The organism is Aeromonas sp. FDAARGOS 1419, assembly GCF_019047045.1.
Classification (GTDB): Bacteria; Pseudomonadota; Gammaproteobacteria; order Enterobacterales; family Aeromonadaceae; genus Aeromonas; species Aeromonas veronii.
Genome location: NZ_CP077209.1, coordinates 1,499,174 through 1,520,123 on the forward strand (window position 1 = coordinate 1,499,174; position 20,950 = coordinate 1,520,123).

The following is a 20,950-nucleotide window of genomic DNA, read 5'->3' on the forward strand; positions in this document are numbered from 1 at the left end:
CTACGTGCAACAAAAAATTCATTTTCAGCGCAGGGATCGCGATAATCTAGGAAGCCTGAACAACAGGGGCGATTCTGGTATCTACCAACGCATGTTGATGTTGCCGTGAAACGACCGGGCAGATGACCTGTCCTGTGCCCAGCCAATTGCCCAACTCATTGCACAACTTATTGCAAAACCAGGGATTTTCATGAGCAAACCGCAATATCTGCAAATCAAAGATGCCCTCGCCAACCAGATCCTGGCAGGGGGGCTGGCCCCCAACGACAAGCTTCCCTCCGAGCGGCTGCTGGGGGAACTCTATGGCACCACCCGGGTTACCATCCGCGAGGCACTGGTGCAGCTGGAGGCGAACGGCCTTATCTATCGGGAGGATCGCCGCGGCTGGTTCGTCACCCCGCCGCGCTTTCGCTTGAACCCCAGACGCACCTCCAACTTTCACCAGATAGTGCGGGAACAAGGGGGCGAGCCGCGCACCGAACTGCTGGAGAAAAGCCGCCAGGCGGTGCCGCCCGCGTTGATGGCGCAGTTGCAGCTCAAGCCGTTTGACAGCCTCTTTTTGCTCAAGCGACTGCGCTACGCCAACGGGCGTGCCATCTGCTACTGCGAGAACCACTGCCTGCCTGAGCGGGTGCCCGGCCTGCTGGCGCTGGATCTCAACGGCAGTCTGACCGAGATCTACCAGGCCCATTACGATCTCCACTACGCCCGCATGCAGGTGCGTTTCTTCCCCACCGCCCTGCCGGACGAGGTGGCCAAGGCGCTGGGGGCCACCGCCGGTCTGCCCGCCCTGCGCCTCGAGCGGCTCAACTTCGATCAGCACGGCCGGGTGCTCGACTTCGATCTGGAGTACTGGCGTCACGACAGTCTGGAGATCGAGGTGGATACCCAGGATTAGTCACGGATAAATCAGGAACGGCAAAACGTCACGGGGCTGTCACGGTCACGTCATAAAGATCCCCTAGCCTCTCTCTCGACCAATCTGGTTTATACCAAACCAATTTAACTGGAGAAGAGGATGAAACAGGGAACCCATCTGCTGGCCGCCGCCGTGCTGGCTGCCATGACCGCCCCGGCACTGGCCGCGACCGATCTCACCGTCTACACCGCCTTCGAACCGGAGCAGCTCAACGAGCTGAAAACCGCGTTCGAGCGCCAGCATCCGGACATCAACATCAAGTGGGTGCGTGACTCCACCGGCGTGGTCACCGCCCGCTTGCTGGCAGAAAAAGCCCAGCCCAAAGCGGATGTGGTGTGGGGACTGGCCGCCACCAGCCTGATGCAGCTCGATCAGCAGCAGATGCTCAATGCCTATGCACCGAAAGGGCTGGAGAAGCTCGACAGCCGCTTTCGCGACAGCAAGGCCGAGCCGCACTGGATCGGTCTGGACGCCTTCTTCAGCGCTATCTGCTTCAACAAGGTAGAGGCGGAAAAACAGGGGATCCCGGCCCCCACCAGCTGGGCCGACCTCACCAAGCCCATCTACAAGGGCAAGGTGATCATGCCCAACCCCAGCTCCTCCGGCACCGGTTACCTGAGCGTTGCGGGCTGGCTGCAGACCATGGGCGAACAGCAGGGCTGGCAATTTATGAACGGCCTGCACCAGAACATCGACCGTTACACCCACTCGGGCTCTGCCCCCTGCAAGCTGGCCGCCAGCGGTGAGACGGTGATCGGGATCTCCTTCGACTTCCCGGCCACCAGCCTCAAGGCCAAGGGTGCACCCATCGAGGTGGTGTTCCCGAAAGAGGGGTCAGGTTGGGATATGGAAGCTGCCGCCATCATCAAAGGCACCCCCAAGCTGGAAGCCGCCAAACAGCTGCTCGACTTTGCCGCCACCGAACAGGCCAACGCCCTCTACAACAAATCGTTCGCCGTGGTCGCCATCCCCGATGTGGCCCAACCGAGAGCGGGCTATCCGGCGGATATCAAAGGCCAGATGATCGACAACGACTTTAGCTGGGCAGCCCGCGAGCGTAACGCCATCCTGGCCCAGTGGAGCGCCAGCTTCGACGGCAAGACCGAAGCCAAACAGTAAGCGTGAAGGGCGGCGGTTTGTTAACGCCCCACACACAACCACCAATAAACTGTCAGTCGAAGGCCAACAGGTGTTGGCCTTCGCTTTTTGGTTTTAACTTCCCGAGTTTGTATTGCCTTCAATTAGCGACGCTTCGCCCATCCACACAGGGCCCAGCCACTTGCTGACGGCCCGATGTCATTTGACTGTCATCAAGCTGTCATCCCCCGATCACCTGACCGTCACACTTCACCTGCAAACTGGTATATACCAAATCAGTAGCGAGTCGAACCATGACCCAGCCCTATCTGGACATTCAACATCTCAACAAGCAGTTCGGTGCTTTTCAGGCCCTCAAGGGGATCTCTCTGACCATTGAGCCGGGGGAGTTTATCTGCTTTCTCGGCCCCTCCGGCTGCGGCAAGACCACCCTGCTCAGAGCCATCGCCGGGCTGGATCTGCCGGACAGCGGCGAGATCTGGCAAGGGGGACGCAATATCTCCCGGCTGCCGCCCCAGGAGCGCGATTTTGGCATCGTGTTTCAATCCTATGCCCTCTTCCCCAACCTGACGGTGGCCCAGAACATCGCCTTCGGCCTTGAGAATCAGGGGCTGGCGCGGGATCTCATCAAGGAGCGGGTCGATCACTGGCTGGGGCTGGTGGATCTCACTGCCCAGTCCCACAAATACCCGAGCCAGATCTCCGGCGGCCAGCAGCAACGCGTAGCGCTGGCCCGGGCGCTCGCCCTCTCCCCCGGTCTGTTGTTGCTGGACGAACCGCTCAGCGCGCTGGATGCACTGGTACGTACCCACCTTCGCAGCGAGATCCGCGCCCTGCAGCAGCGCCTTGGCATCACCACCATCATGGTGACCCACGATCAGGAAGAAGCGCTGACCATGGCTGATCGCATCGTGGTGATGGAGGGCGGCCGCATCGTACAGGTGGGCACTCCGCAGGAGATCTACCACCAGCCTGCCAGCCGTTTCGTGGCAAGCTTTGTCGGTACCATGAACTTCCTCGAGACCCTGGTGCTGAGCCCCAATCAGGTGCGTCTCAACGAACAACCGTTGCAACTCGCCAATCAGGCCGCGGCCGGCAGCAAATTGCAGGTGGCGATCCGCCCCGAGGCTATCACGCTAAGCGCGCCGAGCGAGCCGTATCTTGGTCAACATGGCGTTGAAGCAACCATCGATCAGGTGGAGTTTCTCGGCGCCGCCCAGCGCCTAATCTGCACCGCCGACACCTACCTGGGCCCGCAGCAAATTTTGGTGGAGCGCCCGACCCACGAGCTACCCCGCCACGAACAGGGTGGCTGGCGCAGCGGCATGCGCTGCTCGCTGCACTGGCCCGCCGGGGCAATGCAGCTGTTCGAAGGAGATCGCCCATGACAGCCCCCTTCGCGACCTCCTCCCTGCTGCCACCAGTGACAGCCCGCCAAGACTCTCGCTGGCAGCGGCTCTGTCGCGGCTGGAGCCGGGATCAGCTGCTGCAACTGATCCTGCTGGTGCTCGGCATTGCCCTGCTCACCGGCGGTCTGCTGCTGCCGCTGCTCACCATGCTGCAAAAGAGTCTGCAGGATGAGAACGGCCTCTGGGTGGGCCTTGCCAACTTCAGCGCCTATTTCGACTCCCCTCATCTGGGGCGCACCATCGGCAACACCCTCTGGCTCGGGGTGCTGATCACCGCGCTGGTGGTGACCATCGCCTTTGGCTACGCCTATGCCCTCACCCGCACCTGCATGCCGGGCAAACCCCTGTTTCGCCTCATCGGCCTTATTCCGCTGTTGATGCCCTCCCTGCTGCCCGCCATCAGTCTGGTCTACTGGTTTGGCAATCAGGGGATCGCCAAGGGGCTGCTCGGCGGCGAGAGCATCTACGGCCCCATCGGCATCGTCATTGGCCTTGGCTTCTGGTGCTTCCCTCACGCCCTGATGATCCTTATCACGGCGCTGGGTCAGAGCGATGCCCGCCTCTATGAAGCCTCCCGGGTGCTGGGCAGCAGCGGCTGGCGCACATTTGTCACCGTCACCCTGCCTACCGCCCGTTATGGCCTGCTCAGCGCCGCCATCGCCGTCTTCACCCTCACCATCTGCGACTTCGGGGTTGCCAAGGTGATTGGCGGCCAGTACAGCGTGCTGGCTACCGATATCTACCGGCAGGTGATCGGGATGCAGAACTTCTCACTCGGCGCCGTTGCCAGCGTTACCCTGCTGCTGCCGGCACTGTTGAGCTTTGCCCTGGAGCACAGGGTACGCAGCAAGATGCAGGAGCAGAGCAGCACCAAGGCGGTGCCCTATCAGCCCAAACCCCATCGGCTGCGGGATCTGCTGGCGCTCGGCTGGTGCACGCTCTGGGCCCTGCTGTTTCTGGCGCTGGTGGTGATGGCCGTTTACGGCTCCCTGGTGCAGTTCTGGCCCTACAACCTCGGGCTGACGCTGGATCACTACGCCTTTGACAGCAACAGCGTCTATGGCTGGCAGCCCTTTACCAACACCTTGCAGCTGGGCCTCTATAGCGCGCTTATCGGTACCGTGCTGGTGATGGTGCTGGCCTGGGCGCAGGAGAAGGGACGCCACTTCGCGCCGCTGCGCCAGCTGCTGCATCTGCTCGCCATGCTGTCGCTGGCGGTGCCCGGCATGGTGCTGGGGCTGGGTTACATCTTCTTTTTCAACGGCAATCCGCTCTTTGGCAGCCTCTACGGCACCCTGCCACTAATGGTGCTCTCCTGCGTCATCCACTACTACACGGTGGGCCATATGACGGCGCTGACCAGCCTCAAGCAGTTGCCCAAGGAGCTGGAACTGGTGGCCATCTCATTGCGCATTCCGCTCTGGAAGGCGTTCTGGCGAGTCACCCTGCCCGCCTCCCTGCCCGCGCTGCTGGAGATCTTCATCTATCTGTTCGTCAACGCCATGACCACCACCTCGGCAGTGATCTTCCTCTATTCGAGCGACAGCGTGCTCGCCTCCATCGCCGTGCTCAATATGGAGGATTCCGGCGATACCGCCGCGGCCGCCGCCATGGCCACCCTGATCCTGCTGGCCGCCGCCACCGTCAAGCTGCTCCAGCTCTTTTTAAGTCGCGCCCTGCTGGATCGCACCCAGCGCTGGCGCCACCCATAACCTTATCGAGGAGTCATCATGTCCACTCTCCCCTTCTGGCTGGCCGAGGCGCTAGCCGCCGAACAACCCGCACCTCCCAAGCCACTTCACGGCCACCATGAGGCCGATGTCTGCATCGTCGGTGGCGGCTTTACCGGGCTGTGGAGCGCCATCGCCCTTAAACAGGCCGAGCCAGCCTTACGTATCCTGGTGCTGGAAAAAGATCGCTGCGGCAGCGGCGCCTCGGGGCGCAACGGCGGCTGCCTGCTCACCTGGTCGGCCAAATACCTGACCTTAAAACACCTGTTTGGCGAGCAGCAGGCTGCCTGGCTGGTACAAAGATCCGAGCAGGCGGTGCACGAGATCGCCCGCTTCTGCGAACAGCACAATATTGAGGCGCAGCTGAGGGTCGAGGGCACCTGCTACACCGCCACCAGCGAGGCGCAGCGCGGCCTGATGGAGCCGGTATTGCGGGAGCTACAGCGAGCCGACCTTAACCAGTGGCAGGCGATTGAAGAGGGTGAACTGGCGAGCCAGTGCGGTTCCCACGTTCATCTGGAGGGGCTCTACAGCCCCCACGCGGGCTCGGTGCAACCGGCGCTCTTGGTGCGCGGCCTGCTGCGGGTAGCGCGGGAACTGGGGATCGAGGTCTATGAGCACTCCCCCATGCAGCGCCTTGAGGCGGGCCAGCCAGCGCGGGTGCAAACACCGCAAGGTGAGGTACGTGCCCGCAAGGTGGTACTGGCCCTCAACAGCGCCATGGTGCAGCACTTTCGCGAGTTTCGCCGCAGTATCGTGCTGGTCTCCTCCGATATGGTGATAACCGACCCCGCGCCGGATGCACTGGCTGCCCAGCAGCTTGAGCACGGCCGCAGCGTGGTGGATGGCCGCACCTTTGTCCATTACTACCGCTCCACTCCACAAGGGCGGCTGATGCTGGGCAAGGGGGGCAACACCTTCGCCTTTGCCAACCGCCATCTGGCCGAGTTTGATGCCCCCAGCCGTTACCTTGCCCCCCTCACCCGCACCCTGCGCCGCTTCTTTCCGGCGCTCAAAGAGGTGCCCATCGCCGCCAGCTGGTGCGGCGCCTCCGACCGCTCGGTAGATGGCCTTCCCTTCTTCGGCCACTGGCGAGGGCAGCCCAATATCGTCTATGGCCTCGGCTACTCCGGCAACGGGGTGGCGCAGAGCTGGATGGGCGGTCAAGTACTGGCAACTTTGGTGCGCGATGAAGTGCGGGAGGAGGACAAGCCGTGGCGCGACTGCGCGCTGGTCAGCGGCCCGCGCGGCTACTTCCCGCCAGAGCCATTCCGCTGGCTGGGCGCCATGGCGGTGCGCAATGCCATCCGGCGCAAGGAGCGGGCGGAAGATGAGAACCGCCCGGTGGCCTGGTATGACAAACAGCTGGCCAAACTTGCCGATGCGGCGGGCAAGGCGGATAAATAGCCCGGCGATAGAGGGCAACCATTTCTCATACTGTTTCGCCCCACACCCTATTTCTTGAAAATGCCGACCCGAGAGTCGGCATTTTTACAGGTGAAATTTGAGGGAGCATTATCGCCACGCGTGATCCGCTGATGGGCCCCTGTGGCGGCAGGGTTGAGATAGCGTGATGTGTAGGTTGGCGCAGAGCGTAGCGAAGCCCAACAGGCGAGCATGATTACGTCAACCAGAGCGGGATAAACGAGGATGTGGCCGAGCAGTAAACAGATTGACAAGCATATTTCACGGTAAACGTTGGGCTTCACTTCGTTCAGCACCTTTAGCTTAACATACGAGATATCTCGCAAAGTTGATTGTCCCGCGCGCACTTTTTCCCTTTACCGCCTCACAGTCAAATATCCCAAGCCTTGGATTTTGCCGCATCCCCTCGTTATCCCTTCCCCCTTATTGACCTCTTTTAGCCGCTTCAGAACAGCTATATCAGCGCATTAACCGTAAGCGCAGGGAACAAATGCTCCAGCTTATCGGTATGGCCCTTACAAGATCATCAAGGCAGCCCCCCCCTTGATGGATAGGTGGTGCGCCGCAAAATGGTAGAGGCACCCACTGCGGGCACGATAGAGGAATTGAGCGAGCGCAACGAGTTGCCCTCAAGCAGCGCCAGCTGCGCTCCTTGGATCTCCTGCAATAACTGTACGGCCAATGTTCAAACATAATGAAAATGCCACAACAATGGGATTTAGCGCACAACAGTGCATGATATTCAATTGACGCACGGCAGCTGTTATTGATATAACACATTCTTCGTGATTTTTTCGGGGGTAGGTATGGATACATTGATCGGGCTTATTCTTAAAGCTGGGGCAGGTTTAGCTGGTATATCAAGTGCTGTTTTCTTAATGATTTATCTTGAATGGTTAAAGTTACCTATATTTTCCAAGTTATCTCCAGACCAGACTTTTTACATTTTGATCCTGTCGGTGGTGCTGACCTTTATTTTTGCGCTAACACTGCTTACAGTTTATTTAAGAAAAAATAAGGCTACCAGTTCTGCGACTGCAAGTGGTGATGGCATTGCTGTTGTAAGTTCGGGCAGTGGAAATGTACACATCAATCGCACCATTAAATAGGTATGGGTATGTTTCCGACAAGCAATGCAAGAGCTGACGATGATGGCGTGGCTGTTGTTAATAGTGGCCCGGGCAGTGTAACTGTTAACAAAAACATCTTGAGTCAGACTCGCGCAGTAACCTCACTTCTAACTCCGATTATGGTGCGAATCATTGAGGTCTATAACCCCTCTTGTGATGTATCTGATTTAGATATAGGCATGCCAGGCGTAGAGGAAAAAATTAAGTTTAATGCAGTTAAGGCATATGCATACAATCTGATAGAGTGTTGTAATTATATGTCTGTGATTGAAATGGTGATCGACACAATTGATAGTGAAGAACCGGGTTCAAAAGAGCGATTCTTATGGTCAATAAAGAAAAAGTATAGAGATGTCAAGCGACAACTAATGATGGATCATGGTTTTAATCCATTAGAAGATGATGTAATGGAATTGATTAACGCCAATGCAGATAAAATCATAAATCTAGTTTCAGAAAATATAATGTCAAGTGCGACTTCAACATTATCAGCGCCTATTGAGTTAATTGAAGCTGCACAGGAACTTATAGTTTGCTATGGATTTATAAACTGCCAAATCCTTGAGGCCCCGCAATGATTTTATCAAAAGCCTCTCCTCCTAAAAAATATCTTTATGTTATTGGAGCAAACATAATAGAGATTTTTTTAGATAATGACAGCGAGGCGTTGCCACCTATTTCCTTATATGAAAAATACAAAATAAAGCACAACTCAATATCTCTATCTTATATTATCTATGGGTTGGACTGGCTGTTTATAATTGATGCTATTTATCTTGATGAATCCGGTGATATAAAATTATGCAACTGATTGAATTAAATGTTTATGATAATGGTGAACTAATTAGAAACATTCCTTTCAGAGAGGGAATAAATATAATAACTGATGACGGCGACAATGGTAACCAGATTGGGAAAAGTACGGCGCTAAGGGTAATAAACTTTTGCTTAGGATCCGATGGGAAATCCATCTGGAAAGACCCAGAAAATAACAAAGTTAATGTTGAGGTAGAGTCCTATATTACATCAGGAAGAATAACCTTCGAGTTAAAAATAAAGCTAGGCTCAATCCTTCACACAATAAGAAGAAAGTGCACCCTTGTTAATAAAAGACTGAAATATATAAGTTCGATTGATGATGAGAGCATAAACTCTCAATCAGCATTTGTTTCTGCTATAAGCCAACTCTTTGGGCATAATGCAGAAAAGCCAACATTCAAAATGATAAAAAGTAAGTTTTTTAGAATATCCAAGAAAACTGTCAATAACGCATATAAATTTCTTGATATTTATAGTCGTGATGATGACTACATTCTAGTATATGCTTATCTATTCGATTTCTCTGAACTTGAAAAATTGAAGGATAGCTTTTTCTTAAAAAAAGACATTCAGATTTTAGAAAATAGAAAAAATGCGCTGCTTAATGGAAAAAACCTTCTTGATTTTAAAGAGCGACTAGCCGAAATAGACCTTGAGATAAAGGATCTTAGAGAGAAGGCAGAGAATTACAATATCGGATTTTTTCAAAACAAATCTATTGAAGCACTTCGCCAATCAAGAGAAATAGGTGCAGCACTAACAGAAGAAATAACTAGCATCGAAACAAAGTTACTTTATAGTAAAAAAACGATTGCTGTATATGAAAGCAATATAACAGATGTTGACTCATCAGCAATTGAATCAATATATAATGAAGCGAAAATATTTTTGCCTACAATATCAAAAAAATTATCTGAGGTTGTACAATTCCATAATTCGATATTTTTAAAAAAAGCTGACTATGTAAAAGAGCAGGTTTCAATATTAGAGCTTGAGTTGAAGCATAAAAAGCAAAAGCTAGATGAACATTTGGAAAAAGAAAAAGAAATAGTAAGCCTTTTGGCAAAAGATGGTCATTTAAGTGGGTTTATTCTTATAGATAAAGAAATAGAATCGCTTGCGGAAATTAGAGGAAACGTCTCATATGTCGTTCAAGAGGTTAGCAGCATTCTAGAGGATATATCAAACAAAGAAACAGGTCTAGCATTACTTAACAAAGAGATTAATATTGGGCTGGAAACATTAAATAGCAACATAAGTGCCTTTAATGTTTTTTATGAGCAAATTACGCACAAAACATTCAAGAAATACAAAAATACTTTTAAAGCTAATGCCAATGACCGTGGTGAAGTTACCTTTTCCATAATCAATGAGCATTTAAATACGGGGGATGGAGTTCCCCGAGCAGGGGCATTTGCCTTTGATGTCGCAATGGTCGAGTATATGAAGGGAAAAAGGACAAATAGCATTCAATTTACCATGCAAGATTATTTAGAGGCTATTGACGAATATTCTCTTAGTGCATTAATTGAATATGTGGAACAGAGAAAAACACAGACCATCATATCAATTCTTTCCGATAAGATATCGATATTGAAAAACCCAAACAAATTTATTGTTTTAAAACTATCGAAACAAAATAAATTTTTCAAACTCATTTAGTTCTGAGCTAATGGATCAAGGTCAAAATTTAATGGTGCCACATATGTTGTCTAGAGAATATTTTAATCATGCCTGTAAATATTTAGATAGCTTTCAAACTAACTCAGATGAGTCACGAAATCCGCGCTCATCTGCTCCCGCCTGCGGGCTTCGTGTAATAAATTATTTGCAAAAATAGAGTACCGCAAAACCATATACCCAGAGTCCAGCAACTCTGGGTATATGGCTAAAAACAAACCGATATTAATGGTGTTTTTTCACTGTTTTACAGTGGGTGATCTGTATTAATGGCACGGGCTCCTGCAACCCCCTCCCCCGCCAGCAAGCGGGTCGCGGGAAAACGCTGCGCGGGATCCTGGCTAAAGAACTGGCTCAGTTGCCGGTATACCGCGGGATAGACCTGCTGCAGCCACAGCGGATCGGTAAAGAAGCACTCGCAGCTGACGGCAAAAAACTCCGCGGGATGTTCGGTCGCATAGGGATCGATGGCGGTTACCTCATCCCGATCTAACTGCTGACACAGCGCATCGAAGGCGGCCTGAAAGGCCTGCTGCCACAGCAGGCTGCTCATCGGCCCCGGCAACGGCGGCGCACCGTCCGCCTCACCGCCCAGCATATCGAGCTTGTGAGCCAGCTCGTGGATCACCAGATTAAAGCCGTCCCAGTCACCATCTTGCTGCAGTTCGCTCCAGGCCAGCACCAGCGGTCCTTGCGGCCAGGATTCACCTGCGTTCTCCTCTTCAAACTCGCTCACCAGACCGAACTCATCCTGCACCTCCTGACGCCGGGTGACGGGTTCGGGAATGATGATGATTTCGTGAAAGCCGCGATACCAGTCGATACCGAGATGAAGAATGGGCAACGCCGCCTGCAGCGCCAGCACCGCCTGTTGACGGTGGCTGAGCTCGACCCCGATCAGGGTCAGGGTCTTGCGCTTGAGTAGCTGTTGCCCCAACCCGATAAGCGTCGTCTGCTCGGTGTCGCTGAGCCCTTGCAAGATGGGCACAGCCGCCAGCGCCTGACGCCACAATGCCAACTCATCCTCACTCATGGACGTTTGCGGGCGACCACCCAGCCATTTGAACCATCCCAGCACGCCTACTCCTTCTTTTGATGCAAAAAACAGGTTACAGCAGTTTGACGAACCGTTTCGGCCGCTCCTGATAATCCTGCGCCAGATAGAAACGGTGGGCCGCCTCGCGCTTGAGACTGCTGGATAGCTCCAGCTGGGCGCAACCTGCGGCCCGCGCCATCTCTTCGGCGCCCTTGAGCAAGGCTGCGCCCACTCCCGCCCCTCTTGCCCCTTCATCGACAACCAGCGCCGAGATCAGGCCCCAAGCTGGTGCAACATGCAGCGGTGCCAGCTTGTGCCACACCAGCACGCCGACCACCTTGTCGCCTAGGGAGGCGAGCAGCACAACGCTCGCGGGATCCGGCGCCAACAGGCGCGCCGTGACGTCAGCGCCTTCGGCAGGATACCCCAATTGGGTGAACAGGTGGGCGATGGCGCTCCCGTCGTCGGCCTCGGGGGGACGGATCGTCAACGTCTCTGGGTCATTTTTCATTGTTGGCCTCATGTTTGCTTTCCATTGTGTTACGCCCGTCACATTGTCTGGCGCAGATCAACAAGGAGGATCTCATCTTTACTCATAGAAAACGCTGCCTGCCATTATCCCCCCACCCTTGTCAATTCACAAATTTGCAACAAGGCAACATTTTTCGCTGGGAAGCACCGATACAACTCGATATGTTACAAGCCATGCATGGCGCGTGTTTGCGCTCTGCTTAACCCCTCAACCTCGCGCTCATTTGTTAACTGGATTGTTAACAAACAGGGCCGAAAACAGTGACAGAGAGCGAGGCCAAGATCTCGCCAAGACAGCGCCACAAACACAACAAAGGAGTTGTTGTACATGAATGAAATCGTCAATGCCATCAATGGTGTAATCTGGAGCCCTGCGCTCATCTACCTGTGTCTGGGGGTCGGTCTTTACTTCTCCCTGCGCACCCGTTTTTTGCAACTGCGTCATATGAAAGAGATGGTGCGCCTGATGTTTGATGGCAAGAGCACCGATGCCGGTGTCTCCTCCTTCCAGGCGCTCGCTATGACCCTGGCCGGTCGTGTGGGTACCGGTAACATCGCCGGTGTGGCCACCGCTATCACCTTCGGTGGCCCGGGCGCCCTGTTCTGGATGTGGATGGTTGCCTTCCTCGGCGCTAGCTCCGCCTTCGTGGAGTCCACTCTGGGTCAGGTTTACAAAGAGAAGATCAACGGTGAATACCGCGGCGGCCCGGCCTTCTATATCGAAAAAGGGCTTGGCATGAAGTGGTACGCCTGGACCTTCGCCATCGCCACCGTCTTCGCCTGCGGCGTGCTGCTGCCGGGGGTGCAGGCCAACTCCATCGGTTCAAGCCTGCAGACCGCCTTTAATATCGATCCGAACGTCACTGCCGCCGGTCTGGCGCTGCTGCTCGGCTTTATTATCTTCGGTGGCGTCAAGCGTATCGCCAACTTCGCCAGTACCGTGGTGCCCTTTATGGCGCTGGGCTACATCATCGTGGCTTGCGTCATCATCGCCCTCAATATCGGCCAGCTGCCGGGCGTGCTCCTGCTGATCTGGAAGAGCGCCTTCGGTCTGGATGCCGGTTTCGGTGCCATTCTGGGTCTGGCCATCATGTGGGGGGTAAAACGCGGGGTCTACTCCAACGAAGCGGGTCAGGGTACCGGGCCGCACGCCTCCTCTGCTGCGGCAGTGAGTCACCCGGCCAAGCAGGGTCTGGTGCAGGCGTTCTCCGTCTATATCGACACCCTGTTCGTCTGCTCCGCCACCGGCTTTATGCTGCTGATCACCGGTCTCTATAACGTACAAGGGCCGGACGGCGCCGCCATCTACACGGGTATTGCCGGTATCGCAGCAGGCCCGGGCTATGTGCAGACCGCCATGGAGAGCATGATGCCGGGCTTTGGCAGCATTTTCGTGGCCATCGCGCTGTTCTTCTTCGCGTTCACCACCATCGTTGCCTACTACTACATCGCCGAAACCAACATCGCCTACATCAACCGCAAGATTAATCGCCCTTGGCTCACCTTCTTGCTGAAGATTGCGCTGATGGCTGCCACCGTCTACGGCACCGTCAAGACGGCAGATCTGGCCTGGGGCATGGGTGATATCGGGGTCGGCCTGATGGCATGGCTCAACATCATCGCCATCCTGCTGCTGCAAAAAACCGCCTTCACCTGTCTGAAGGATTATGAAGCGCAGCAGGCACAAGGGATTGACCCCGTATTCCACCCGGAGAAGCTCGGCATCAAGAACGCCGATTACTGGGTGGGCAAACGCTCCGAAGAGAACTTGGAGCGGGAGAAATCGGGCCATCAGTTCGAGCCGGATCAGGATCGCAAGATCTCCTAAACCGACACGAAATAACCGTTCGATAAAAATGGCAGCCTCGGCTGCCATTTCTTTTTCCTGTCACCTCATCTCAGAGCGGATTGCGGCGCGGCCCGAAGGGCAGGCGCCAGCGAAACAGGCTATTAAGGGTGGCTCGCCACTGATTGGGTCGCCCCAGGATCTGCTTCTGCAACCGAGTCTCCTCTTTGAGCATCGCCTCGTCACTGCGGGCCCAGGCCTGGCTGTAGAGCTGCTTGATCCCCGCCAGTGCATCCGGCGACTTGGTAATAAGGGTGCGGGCAAACTCTCGCGCCTCCACCAGCGGATCGGCGCAGACCCGGCTCACCATCCCGAGGGATTTGGCCTCGACGGCATCCAGCTCGCGCCCACTCATGGCCAGCTCCATGGCGGTATCCAACCCCATCAGGTTGCGCATGGTGACGCTGCCGCTCATGTCGGGGATGATGCCCCACTTGATCTCCATCACCGAGAAACGGCAATCGGGGGTGCTGAAGCGAAAATCGGCGCCAAGGGCGATCTGCAAGCCACCGCCAAAACAGACTCCCTGGGTCACCGCAATCACCGGCACCGGCAGCTGGTGCCAACCATAGGCGATACGCTGGGCCAGATTGGTCGCCTCGTCCGCCTCGCGCTTGAGAATATCGAGGGCGGCGACCGGCTGGCGCAGCATCGATTTCACATCCAGTCCAGCGCAAAACGCGCGCCCTTCGCCATGCAGGATCACCGCTCGCAATCCCTTCAGCTGAGCAAGTTGCGTCAGAGTCTCATCGATAGCGCTGAACATGGCCCTGTCCAGCGCATTGAGTTTGTCCCCCCGCGTCAGCATCACTTCGGCAATCCCGTCGTGGATCTCGCACTTGATCCTTGGTTTTTCCATCTCCCTTGTCCTCTCCTTGATCCCTGAAACTGACTCACTGGTCATACCACCACGTTATCAGAGTGTGAACAGGCGGTACAGCTGAGACTAAAGTCGGCTGGTCGCCTCCCCCTCCCTTTGTCACACTGGGAGCTGCATGAGTGCCGCAAGCCAGCAGAGGACGCTGTCATGTCAACCCTGTTCAATTTTGCCAGACCACCGTTCGACCGACTGGATGAGGAGGCGCGCGAGCGGCTCTCTCGTCACCTCTCGCTCTGCTATTTTCGGGCCGGGGATCTGCTGCTCAAGGAGGGGGACGAGCCTCCCGGCCTCTATCTCATCATCAAGGGGGCGGTGGAAGAGTCGGCCCCTCACCACCAGTTTGGTGATTACGGGGTCGATGATCTGTTCGACGTGCGCGCCCAGTTTGACGGCCGCTGCCGCCACCGCTTCACCGCGCTGGAAGATAGCCTCTGCCAGCTCATTCCTCGCCACACCTTTCTGGCGCTCTGTGAACAGGATCCGCAGTTTGCCAGCTACTTCACCGCCAATCTGGCCGAGCGCCAGCGCCAGCAGGAGCAACGCGAACAACTGGGTCAGAAGAATCTGGCGGAGTTTATCCTGACCCGCATCGAACCCGGCCACCTGCAGGCACCGCTTATCGTCGACAGCAAGCTCTCACTGCTGGCGGCGACCGAAGCCATGGTGAGCAAGGGGACCGATTGCCTGCTCTACCCAGCTCATGATGGCTCCCTCACGCTGGCAACCCGCAAGACCTTGCTCCATGCCCTGACCCTCAAGGGATTGCCGCTGACGGCCCCCCTCTCGGTGCTGACCCCCACGCCGCTCATCGGTCTGCCGCTGGAGAGCTATCTGTTTGATGCCCTGCTGCTGATGACCCGCCATCGCATCAAGCGACTGGTGGTGTGGCGCGGCAACGAGGTGGCGGGGATCCTGCAACTGACCCAGGTGCTGGGGCTCTTCTCGACCCACTCCCACGTGCTGACCCTGCGCATTGCCCGCGCCGACAGCCTGCCGGCGCTGGAGGCGGTCGCCCGCGAGCAGCAACAATTGACCCGCTCGCTGTTTGCCCAAGGGATCCACACCGCCTTTTTGATGAAGCTCATCGCCACCATCAATGAACAGCTGATCGCCAAAGCCTTTGCGCTGGTGATCCCCCCCGAGGTGCAGGATAAGGTCTGCCTGCTGATGCTGGGCTCGGAGGGGCGCGGCGAGCAGATCCTCAAAACCGATCAGGACAACGCCCTGATCCTGCCAGAGGGGCTGACATGGCCCACCCAGACAGCCAATCTGGCCGAATTCAGCGGCCTGCTGGAGCGACTCGGCTACCCGCTGTGTCCCGGGCAGGTGATGGTGAACAATCCGGCCTGGGTAAAAACAGGCAGCGAGTGGCAAAGCGCCATTGCCAGCGCCTGTACCACGGCAAATGAGGATGAGCTGCTCTGGCTCGCCACCCTGGCCGATGCTCACCCCATAGCGGGGGATCGACAGCTCCATCTGCCGGTTGCCAGAGCGCTGCGCGAGCAGTTGGCGGACAGGCGGGATCTGCTGGCGGAGATGGTGCGACCGGCGGTGGCCTTTCATGCCCCGCTCACCCTGTTTGGCAGGCTGGAGCAGCCACCGGAAGGGCTGGATCTCAAGCGGGGCGGCCTGTTCCCGCTGGTGCACGGTATCCGCATGCTGGCCCTTGAGGCAGGCATTCTGGAGACCTCAACCTTGGGGCGTATCGATGCGCTGGTGGCTGCCGAGCGGCTCAGTGCCGACTATGGCAGCAATCTGGCAGAGGCGTTCCGCCTCTTTATCCGGCTGAGGCTGCGCAGCCAGCTCAAGGGGGGCAATAGTCGGGTGCAGACAAGCGAGCTTAGCCACAGCGAGCGGGATCTGTTGCGTCAGGCGCTGCATCAGGTGAAGAAATTCCAGCAGTGGCTCACCTTGCACTTTCGTCTGAGACAATAGCCATGTTGAGCCGTGTTCGACGCTACTGGTATGGCCGCGCGTTCCGAACGGGCGAGTTCGCACCACTCTTTGCCACCCCACCGAAAGATGAACGGATCGCCCTCGATTTCGAGACCACCAGTCTCGATCCCGAGCAGGCCGAGATCGTCTCCATCGGGGCGGTGCGCATTCAGGGCAACCGGCTGCTGACCGGTGAGGCCCTCGCCATCAAAGTACAGCCACCGGCCAGCCTGACCAGCCAATCAGTGGTGATCCACGGTCTGCGCCATCAGGATCTGCAACAGGGGATGGAGCTGGAAGCCGCGCTGCGCCTGCTACTCGACTATATCGGCCCGCGCGAACTGGTGGGCTATCACATCGCCTACGATCTGCGTATTCTCAATCTCGCCTGCCAGAAATTGTGGGGATTGACCCTGCCCCAGCGAGGGATCGAGGTAAGCCAGCTCTATCACGACCACCTCTATCGCCGCTACCCCGATGCTGCGATTGACCTCCACTTGAGTGCCATCTGCCGTCACTTGGCGCTGCCCGCCCTGCCCGCCCACGATGCCCTTGCCGATGCCACCACGGCCGCGCTCATCTACCTGCGCCTGACCTGCGGCTCGCCGCTCACTTATCCCAAAGTCTAATTGTCGAGAAATAACATTTAATTCACATTTTGCTTACATGAGCAGATTGCCTGCTCGTCGGGGTTACCCCATCCACCGCTGACACTCATGTCATGGAGAACTGCAATGGAACAGCAAAGCTATCTGAGGATCCAGCAAGATCCCAACTTCCAGGAGCTGGTCGCCAAGCGCCAGCGTTTTGCCTGGGCCCTCTCGGCTCTGATGCTGGGACTCTACCTGGCGTTTATTCTGCTCATCGCCTTTGCCCCCGGTTGGCTCGGCACCCCCTTGAGCGAAGGGTCGACCATTACTCGCGGCATTCCTGTCGGGGTAGGATTGATCCTCTCCTCCTTCGTGTTGACCGGCGTCTATGTCTTTCGCGCCAACGGCGAGTTTGATGAACTGAACCAGAAGATCCTCAAGGGAGTGCAATCATGAAAGGCAAGTTGCTGCTGTTGACCTCACTGGCCTCCTCTCCCCTGCTGGCGGCCGATGCAATCTCGGGCGCCGTGGAGCGTCAGCCCCTTAATGTCGCCGCCATCGTGATGTTTCTGGTGTTTGTGGCCGCTACCCTGTTCATCACCTACTGGGCCTCCAAGCGCAACCGCTCGGCTTCCGACTACTATGCTGCCGGTGGCCGTATCACCGGCTTCCAGAACGGTCTGGCCATCGCCGGTGACTATATGTCCGCCGCCTCCTTCCTCGGGATCTCCGCGCTGGTCTACACCTCCGGCTATGACGGCCTCATCTACTCCATCGGCTTTCTGGTGGGCTGGCCCATCATTCTGTTCCTGATCGCCGAACGGCTGCGCAATCTCGGCAAATACACCTTCGCCGATGTCGCCTCCTATCGTCTGAAGCAGACTGAGGTGCGTACCCTCTCCGCCTGCGGCTCGCTGGTGGTGGTCGCCCTCTACCTGATCGCCCAGATGGTCGGTGCCGGCAAACTGATCGAGCTGCTGTTTGGCCTGCAATACCATGTGGCCGTGGTGCTGGTCGGTATCCTGATGGTGCTCTACGTGCTGTTTGGCGGCATGCTGGCTACCACCTGGGTGCAGATCATCAAGGCAGTGATGCTGCTCTCCGGTGCCAGCTTCATGGCCATCATGGTGATGAAGTCAGTCAACTTCGACATCGGCGCCCTGTTTAGCGAAGCGGTCAAAGTGCACGAGAAAGGCTCCGCCATCATGAGCCCGGGCGGGCTGGTCTCCGACCCCATCTCCGCCATCTCGCTCGGTCTGGCATTGATGTTCGGTACCGCCGGCCTGCCCCACATCCTGATGCGCTTCTTCACCGTGAGCGATGCCAAAGAGGCGCGTAAATCGGTGTTCTACGCCACAGGCTTTATCGGTTACTTCTACATTCTCACCTTCATCATCGGTTTTGGCGCCATCTTGCTGGTGAGCACCAACCCAGCCTTCAAGGATGCCACCGGCGCCCTGCTGGGCGGCACAAACATGGCAGCCGTCCACCTGGCTGATGCAGTGGGTGGAAGTCTGTTCCTTGGCTTCATCTCTGCCGTGGCATTTGCCACCATTCTGGCGGTAGTCGCCGGATTGACCCTGGCCGGTGCCTCTGCGGTCTCCCATGACCTCTATGCCAGCGTGTTGAAGAAGGGCAAGGCCAACGAGACTGATGAACTGCGCGTCTCCAAGATGACGACTCTGGTGCTGGGTGTGGTTGCCATTGGTCTGGGGATCCTGTTCGAGAAGCAGAACATCGCCTTCATGGTGGGTCTGGCCTTCTCCATCGCCGCCAGCTGCAACTTCCCTGTGCTGTTCCTCTCCATGTTCTGGTCACGCCTGACCACCCGTGGCGCCGTCTACGGTGGCTGGCTGGGACTGGCGAGCGCAGTGACCCTGATGATCCTGGGTCCGACCGTGTGGGTGAAAGTGTTGGGCCATGCCCAGGCCATCTTCCCCTACGAATACCCTGCCCTCTTCTCCATGGGGTTGGCCTTCGTCGGGATCTGGTTCTTCTCCATCACCGACAGCTCCCAGAACGCCGCCGACGAGCATGCCAAGTTCCTGCCGCAGTTCGTTCGCTCCCAAACCGGGCTGGGGGCCTCTGGCGCCACCTCCCACTAACAGATCAAGTTCATCCTTCCAAGCCGGCTTCGCGCCGGCTTTTTTTATTGCCCATCAATCGGCTGCACGCCCCGCTTGCCCCGATCAAGATCACACTTCTCGCTAAAACTTTCGGGGGATCTGTGCCATAATGCGCGCCATTTGACAGACCAATCGGGACACATACCTTGTTAAGTAGCAACAACATCACCATGCAGTTCGGCGCCAAGCCGCTGTTTGAGAACATCAACGTCAAGTTTGGCGGCGGCAACCGCTATGGCCTTATCGGCGCCAACGGCTGTGGCAAGTCCACCTTTATGAAGATCCTCGGTGGTGATCTGGAGCCCACTGGCGGTAATGTGAGCCTGGACGTCAACGAGCGCATCGGTAAGCTGCGTCAGGATCAGTTCGCCTACGAAGATATGCGCGTACTGGACGTGGTCATGATGGGTCACACCGAGCTGTGGGCGGCTATCGCCGAGCGCGATGCCATCTACGCCAACCTCGAAGCCACCGACGAAGACTATATGAAGGCCGCCGAGCTGGAAGGTCTGGTCGCCGAGTATGACGGCTACACCGCTGAAGCGCGTGCAGGCGAGCTGCTGCTGGGTGTCGGCATTCCCCTTGAGCAGCACAGCGGCCCGATGAGCGAAGTGGCGCCGGGCTGGAAACTGCGGGTGCTGCTGGCACAGGCGCTGTTCTCCAACCCCGATATCCTGCTGCTGGACGAACCGACCAACAACCTGGATATCAACACCATTCGCTGGCTGGAGCAGGTGCTCAACGAACGTGAAAGCACCATGATCATCATCTCTCACGACCGTCACTTCCTGAACTCTGTCTGTACCCACATGGCGGATCTGGACTACGGCGAGCTGCGCGTCTACCCGGGCAACTACGATGACTACATGCTGGCCGCCACCCAAGCGCGCGAGCGTCTGCTGGCCGACAACGCCAAGAAGAAGGCCCAGATCGCCGATCTGCAATCCTTCGTCTCCCGTTTCAGCGCCAACGCCTCCAAGTCCCGTCAGGCGACCTCTCGTCTCAAGCAGATCGACAAGATCAAGATTGAGGACGTCAAGGTCTCCAGCCGCCAGAACCCCTTCATCCGCTTCGAGCAGGACAAAAAGCTCTATCGCAACATCCTGGAAGTGGAAGGTGTATCCAAGGGTTATGGCGACGGTCCCCTGTTCAAGGGCCTCAACATGATGATGGAAGTGGGCGAGAAGGTCGCCATTCTGGGTACCAACGGTATCGGTAAATCCACTCTGATCAAGACCCTTGTCGGCGCACTGGCACCGGATACCGGCACCATCAAGTGGTCCGAGAACGCCCAGATCGGTTACTACGCTCAGGATCACGCCGAAGACTTCGACACTGATCTCAACGTGTTCGACTGGATGGCCCAGTGGAAACAGGAGAACGAAGACGAGCAGGCTGTACGCTCCATACTGGGCCGTCTGCTCTTCTCTCAGGACGACATCAAGAAGCCGGTCAAGGTGCTCTCCGGTGGTGAACAGGGTCGCATGCTGTTCGGCAAGCTGATGATGCAGCGCCCCAATATCCTGATCATGGATGAGCCGACCAACCACCTGGACATGGAATCCATCGAATCCTTGAACATGGCACTGGAGCTCTACCAGGGGACCCTGATCTTCGTCTCTCACGACCGCGAATTCGTCTCCTCTCTGGCGACCCGCATCCTGGAGCTGACCGAAGATGGCATCCGCGACTTCGGCGGCACCTACGAGGATTACCTGCGCACTCAGGGCGTGGTGTAACCCCCGCCTTGCAAGCTCGCAATGAAAAACCGGCACTCACGTGCCGGTTTTTTTATA

The 20,950-nt window shown here is 56.6% G+C and carries 18 protein-coding genes; 15 read left to right on the forward strand and 3 right to left on the reverse strand.

Going from position 1 to position 20,950, the window contains the following annotated elements:
• Positions 1-190: 190 nt before the first annotated feature.
• The 9 genes from phnR (at position 191) to I6L49_RS06625 (ending at position 10,192) form a co-directional block, all read left to right on the forward strand.
• The gene (gene phnR, locus I6L49_RS06585) at positions 191-898 is read left to right on the forward strand and encodes a phosphonate utilization transcriptional regulator PhnR (RefSeq protein ID WP_021231304.1); all 708 of its coding nucleotides are present in this window, start codon (positions 191-193) and stop codon (positions 896-898) included.
• 120 nt (positions 899-1,018) lie between these two features.
• Positions 1,019-2,038, forward strand: coding sequence for a putative 2-aminoethylphosphonate ABC transporter substrate-binding protein (locus tag I6L49_RS06590; RefSeq protein ID WP_043824248.1), 1,020 nt, complete (start codon positions 1,019-1,021; stop codon positions 2,036-2,038).
• A 272-nt stretch (positions 2,039-2,310) separates the two neighbouring features.
• Positions 2,311-3,405 carry a putative 2-aminoethylphosphonate ABC transporter ATP-binding protein gene (locus tag I6L49_RS06595; protein WP_216950904.1) on the forward strand — a complete coding sequence of 365 codons (1,095 nt, stop codon included), beginning with the start codon at positions 2,311-2,313 and terminating at the stop codon, positions 3,403-3,405.
• On the forward strand, positions 3,402-5,138 hold the full coding sequence (locus tag I6L49_RS06600; RefSeq protein WP_216950906.1) for a putative 2-aminoethylphosphonate ABC transporter permease subunit: 1,737 nt from the start codon (positions 3,402-3,404) through the stop codon (positions 5,136-5,138). The genes I6L49_RS06595 and I6L49_RS06600 overlap by 4 nt, the downstream gene beginning before the upstream one ends.
• An 18-nt stretch (positions 5,139-5,156) precedes the next feature.
• Positions 5,157-6,563 carry an FAD-dependent oxidoreductase gene (locus I6L49_RS06605; RefSeq protein WP_216950908.1) on the forward strand — a complete coding sequence of 469 codons (1,407 nt, stop codon included), beginning with the start codon at positions 5,157-5,159 and terminating at the stop codon, positions 6,561-6,563.
• A gap of 824 nt (positions 6,564-7,387) precedes the next feature.
• Positions 7,388-7,690 carry a hypothetical protein gene (locus tag I6L49_RS06610; RefSeq protein WP_139748170.1) on the forward strand — a complete coding sequence of 101 codons (303 nt, stop codon included), beginning with the start codon at positions 7,388-7,390 and terminating at the stop codon, positions 7,688-7,690.
• A gap of 8 nt (positions 7,691-7,698) precedes the next feature.
• Positions 7,699-8,289, forward strand: a complete 591-nt coding sequence (locus I6L49_RS06615) for a hypothetical protein (protein WP_139748169.1) — start codon at positions 7,699-7,701, stop codon at positions 8,287-8,289.
• Positions 8,286-8,522 (forward strand): ABC-three component system middle component 6, encoded by a 237-nt coding sequence (locus I6L49_RS06620; RefSeq protein ID WP_216950911.1) that lies wholly within the window; start codon positions 8,286-8,288, stop codon positions 8,520-8,522. Before I6L49_RS06615 ends, I6L49_RS06620 begins: the two co-directional genes overlap by 4 nt.
• Positions 8,513-10,192, forward strand: coding sequence for a DUF2326 domain-containing protein (locus I6L49_RS06625; RefSeq protein WP_216950913.1), 1,680 nt, complete (start codon positions 8,513-8,515; stop codon positions 10,190-10,192). Before I6L49_RS06620 ends, I6L49_RS06625 begins: the two co-directional genes overlap by 10 nt.
• A gap of 265 nt (positions 10,193-10,457) precedes the next feature.
• Here the strand turns inward: I6L49_RS06625 and I6L49_RS06630 are convergent, their stop codons facing one another.
• On the reverse strand, positions 10,458-11,243 hold the full coding sequence (locus tag I6L49_RS06630) for a zinc-dependent peptidase (RefSeq protein ID WP_254127597.1): 786 nt from the start codon (positions 11,241-11,243) through the stop codon (positions 10,458-10,460).
• A gap of 76 nt (positions 11,244-11,319) precedes the next feature.
• Positions 11,320-11,757, reverse strand: coding sequence for a GNAT family N-acetyltransferase (locus tag I6L49_RS06635; RefSeq protein ID WP_216950917.1), 438 nt, complete (start codon positions 11,755-11,757; stop codon positions 11,320-11,322).
• 348 nt (positions 11,758-12,105) lie between these two features.
• Between I6L49_RS06635 and I6L49_RS06640 the strand changes: the two genes are divergently transcribed.
• Positions 12,106-13,605, forward strand: a complete 1,500-nt coding sequence (locus I6L49_RS06640; protein ID WP_216950918.1) for a sodium:alanine symporter family protein — start codon at positions 12,106-12,108, stop codon at positions 13,603-13,605.
• Positions 13,606-13,675: 70 nt separating this feature from the next.
• Here I6L49_RS06640 and I6L49_RS06645 read toward each other — a convergent pair whose 3' ends face one another.
• Positions 13,676-14,482, reverse strand: coding sequence for a crotonase/enoyl-CoA hydratase family protein (locus I6L49_RS06645; RefSeq protein ID WP_216950920.1), 807 nt, complete (start codon positions 14,480-14,482; stop codon positions 13,676-13,678).
• A gap of 168 nt (positions 14,483-14,650) precedes the next feature.
• On the opposite strand from I6L49_RS06645, the gene I6L49_RS06650 reads away from it, so the two are divergent.
• From I6L49_RS06650 to I6L49_RS06670, 5 genes are all read left to right on the forward strand, one after another.
• Entirely contained in the window at positions 14,651-16,438 is a 1,788-nt protein-coding gene (locus tag I6L49_RS06650) for a putative nucleotidyltransferase substrate binding domain-containing protein (RefSeq protein ID WP_216950922.1), read from the forward strand.
• Between the two features lie 2 nt (positions 16,439-16,440).
• The gene (locus I6L49_RS06655; RefSeq protein WP_216950924.1) at positions 16,441-17,067 is read left to right on the forward strand and encodes a 3'-5' exonuclease; all 627 of its coding nucleotides are present in this window, start codon (positions 16,441-16,443) and stop codon (positions 17,065-17,067) included.
• A 105-nt stretch (positions 17,068-17,172) separates the two neighbouring features.
• Complete coding sequence (locus I6L49_RS06660; RefSeq protein ID WP_040068110.1) at positions 17,173-17,484, forward strand: DUF485 domain-containing protein; 312 nt, start codon at positions 17,173-17,175, stop codon at positions 17,482-17,484.
• A complete protein-coding gene (locus tag I6L49_RS06665; RefSeq protein WP_047434904.1) occupies positions 17,481-19,133 on the forward strand; it encodes a cation acetate symporter in 1,653 nt (550 codons plus the stop codon). Before I6L49_RS06660 ends, I6L49_RS06665 begins: the two co-directional genes overlap by 4 nt.
• 167 nt (positions 19,134-19,300) lie before the next feature.
• The gene (locus I6L49_RS06670) at positions 19,301-20,893 is read left to right on the forward strand and encodes an ABC-F family ATPase (RefSeq protein WP_139474278.1); all 1,593 of its coding nucleotides are present in this window, start codon (positions 19,301-19,303) and stop codon (positions 20,891-20,893) included.
• Positions 20,894-20,950 lie beyond the last annotated feature (57 nt).

What these genes read in the sequence shown, in the direction of transcription:
- I6L49_RS06620 (WP_216950911.1), top strand. Translation starts at nt 8,286, where the DNA reads ATGATTTTATCAAAAGCCTCTCCTCCTAAAAAATATCTTTATGTTATT.
- I6L49_RS06590 (WP_043824248.1), top strand. Translation starts at nt 1,019, where the DNA reads ATGAAACAGGGAACCCATCTGCTGGCCGCCGCCGTGCTGGCTGCCATG.
- I6L49_RS06625 (WP_216950913.1), top strand. Translation starts at nt 8,513, where the DNA reads ATGCAACTGATTGAATTAAATGTTTATGATAATGGTGAACTAATTAGA.
- phnR (WP_021231304.1), top strand. Translation starts at nt 191, where the DNA reads ATGAGCAAACCGCAATATCTGCAAATCAAAGATGCCCTCGCCAACCAG.
- I6L49_RS06610 (WP_139748170.1), top strand. Translation starts at nt 7,388, where the DNA reads ATGGATACATTGATCGGGCTTATTCTTAAAGCTGGGGCAGGTTTAGCT.
- I6L49_RS06630 (WP_254127597.1), bottom strand. Translation starts at nt 11,243, where the DNA reads ATGAGTGAGGATGAGTTGGCATTGTGGCGTCAGGCGCTGGCGGCTGTG.
- I6L49_RS06645 (WP_216950920.1), bottom strand. Translation starts at nt 14,482, where the DNA reads ATGGAAAAACCAAGGATCAAGTGCGAGATCCACGACGGGATTGCCGAA.
- I6L49_RS06595 (WP_216950904.1), top strand. Translation starts at nt 2,311, where the DNA reads ATGACCCAGCCCTATCTGGACATTCAACATCTCAACAAGCAGTTCGGT.
- I6L49_RS06600 (WP_216950906.1), top strand. Translation starts at nt 3,402, where the DNA reads ATGACAGCCCCCTTCGCGACCTCCTCCCTGCTGCCACCAGTGACAGCC.
- I6L49_RS06640 (WP_216950918.1), top strand. Translation starts at nt 12,106, where the DNA reads ATGAATGAAATCGTCAATGCCATCAATGGTGTAATCTGGAGCCCTGCG.
- I6L49_RS06635 (WP_216950917.1), bottom strand. Translation starts at nt 11,757, where the DNA reads ATGAAAAATGACCCAGAGACGTTGACGATCCGTCCCCCCGAGGCCGAC.
- I6L49_RS06615 (WP_139748169.1), top strand. Translation starts at nt 7,699, where the DNA reads ATGTTTCCGACAAGCAATGCAAGAGCTGACGATGATGGCGTGGCTGTT.
- I6L49_RS06665 (WP_047434904.1), top strand. Translation starts at nt 17,481, where the DNA reads ATGAAAGGCAAGTTGCTGCTGTTGACCTCACTGGCCTCCTCTCCCCTG.
- I6L49_RS06660 (WP_040068110.1), top strand. Translation starts at nt 17,173, where the DNA reads ATGGAACAGCAAAGCTATCTGAGGATCCAGCAAGATCCCAACTTCCAG.
- I6L49_RS06655 (WP_216950924.1), top strand. Translation starts at nt 16,441, where the DNA reads ATGTTGAGCCGTGTTCGACGCTACTGGTATGGCCGCGCGTTCCGAACG.
- I6L49_RS06605 (WP_216950908.1), top strand. Translation starts at nt 5,157, where the DNA reads ATGTCCACTCTCCCCTTCTGGCTGGCCGAGGCGCTAGCCGCCGAACAA.
- I6L49_RS06650 (WP_216950922.1), top strand. Translation starts at nt 14,651, where the DNA reads ATGTCAACCCTGTTCAATTTTGCCAGACCACCGTTCGACCGACTGGAT.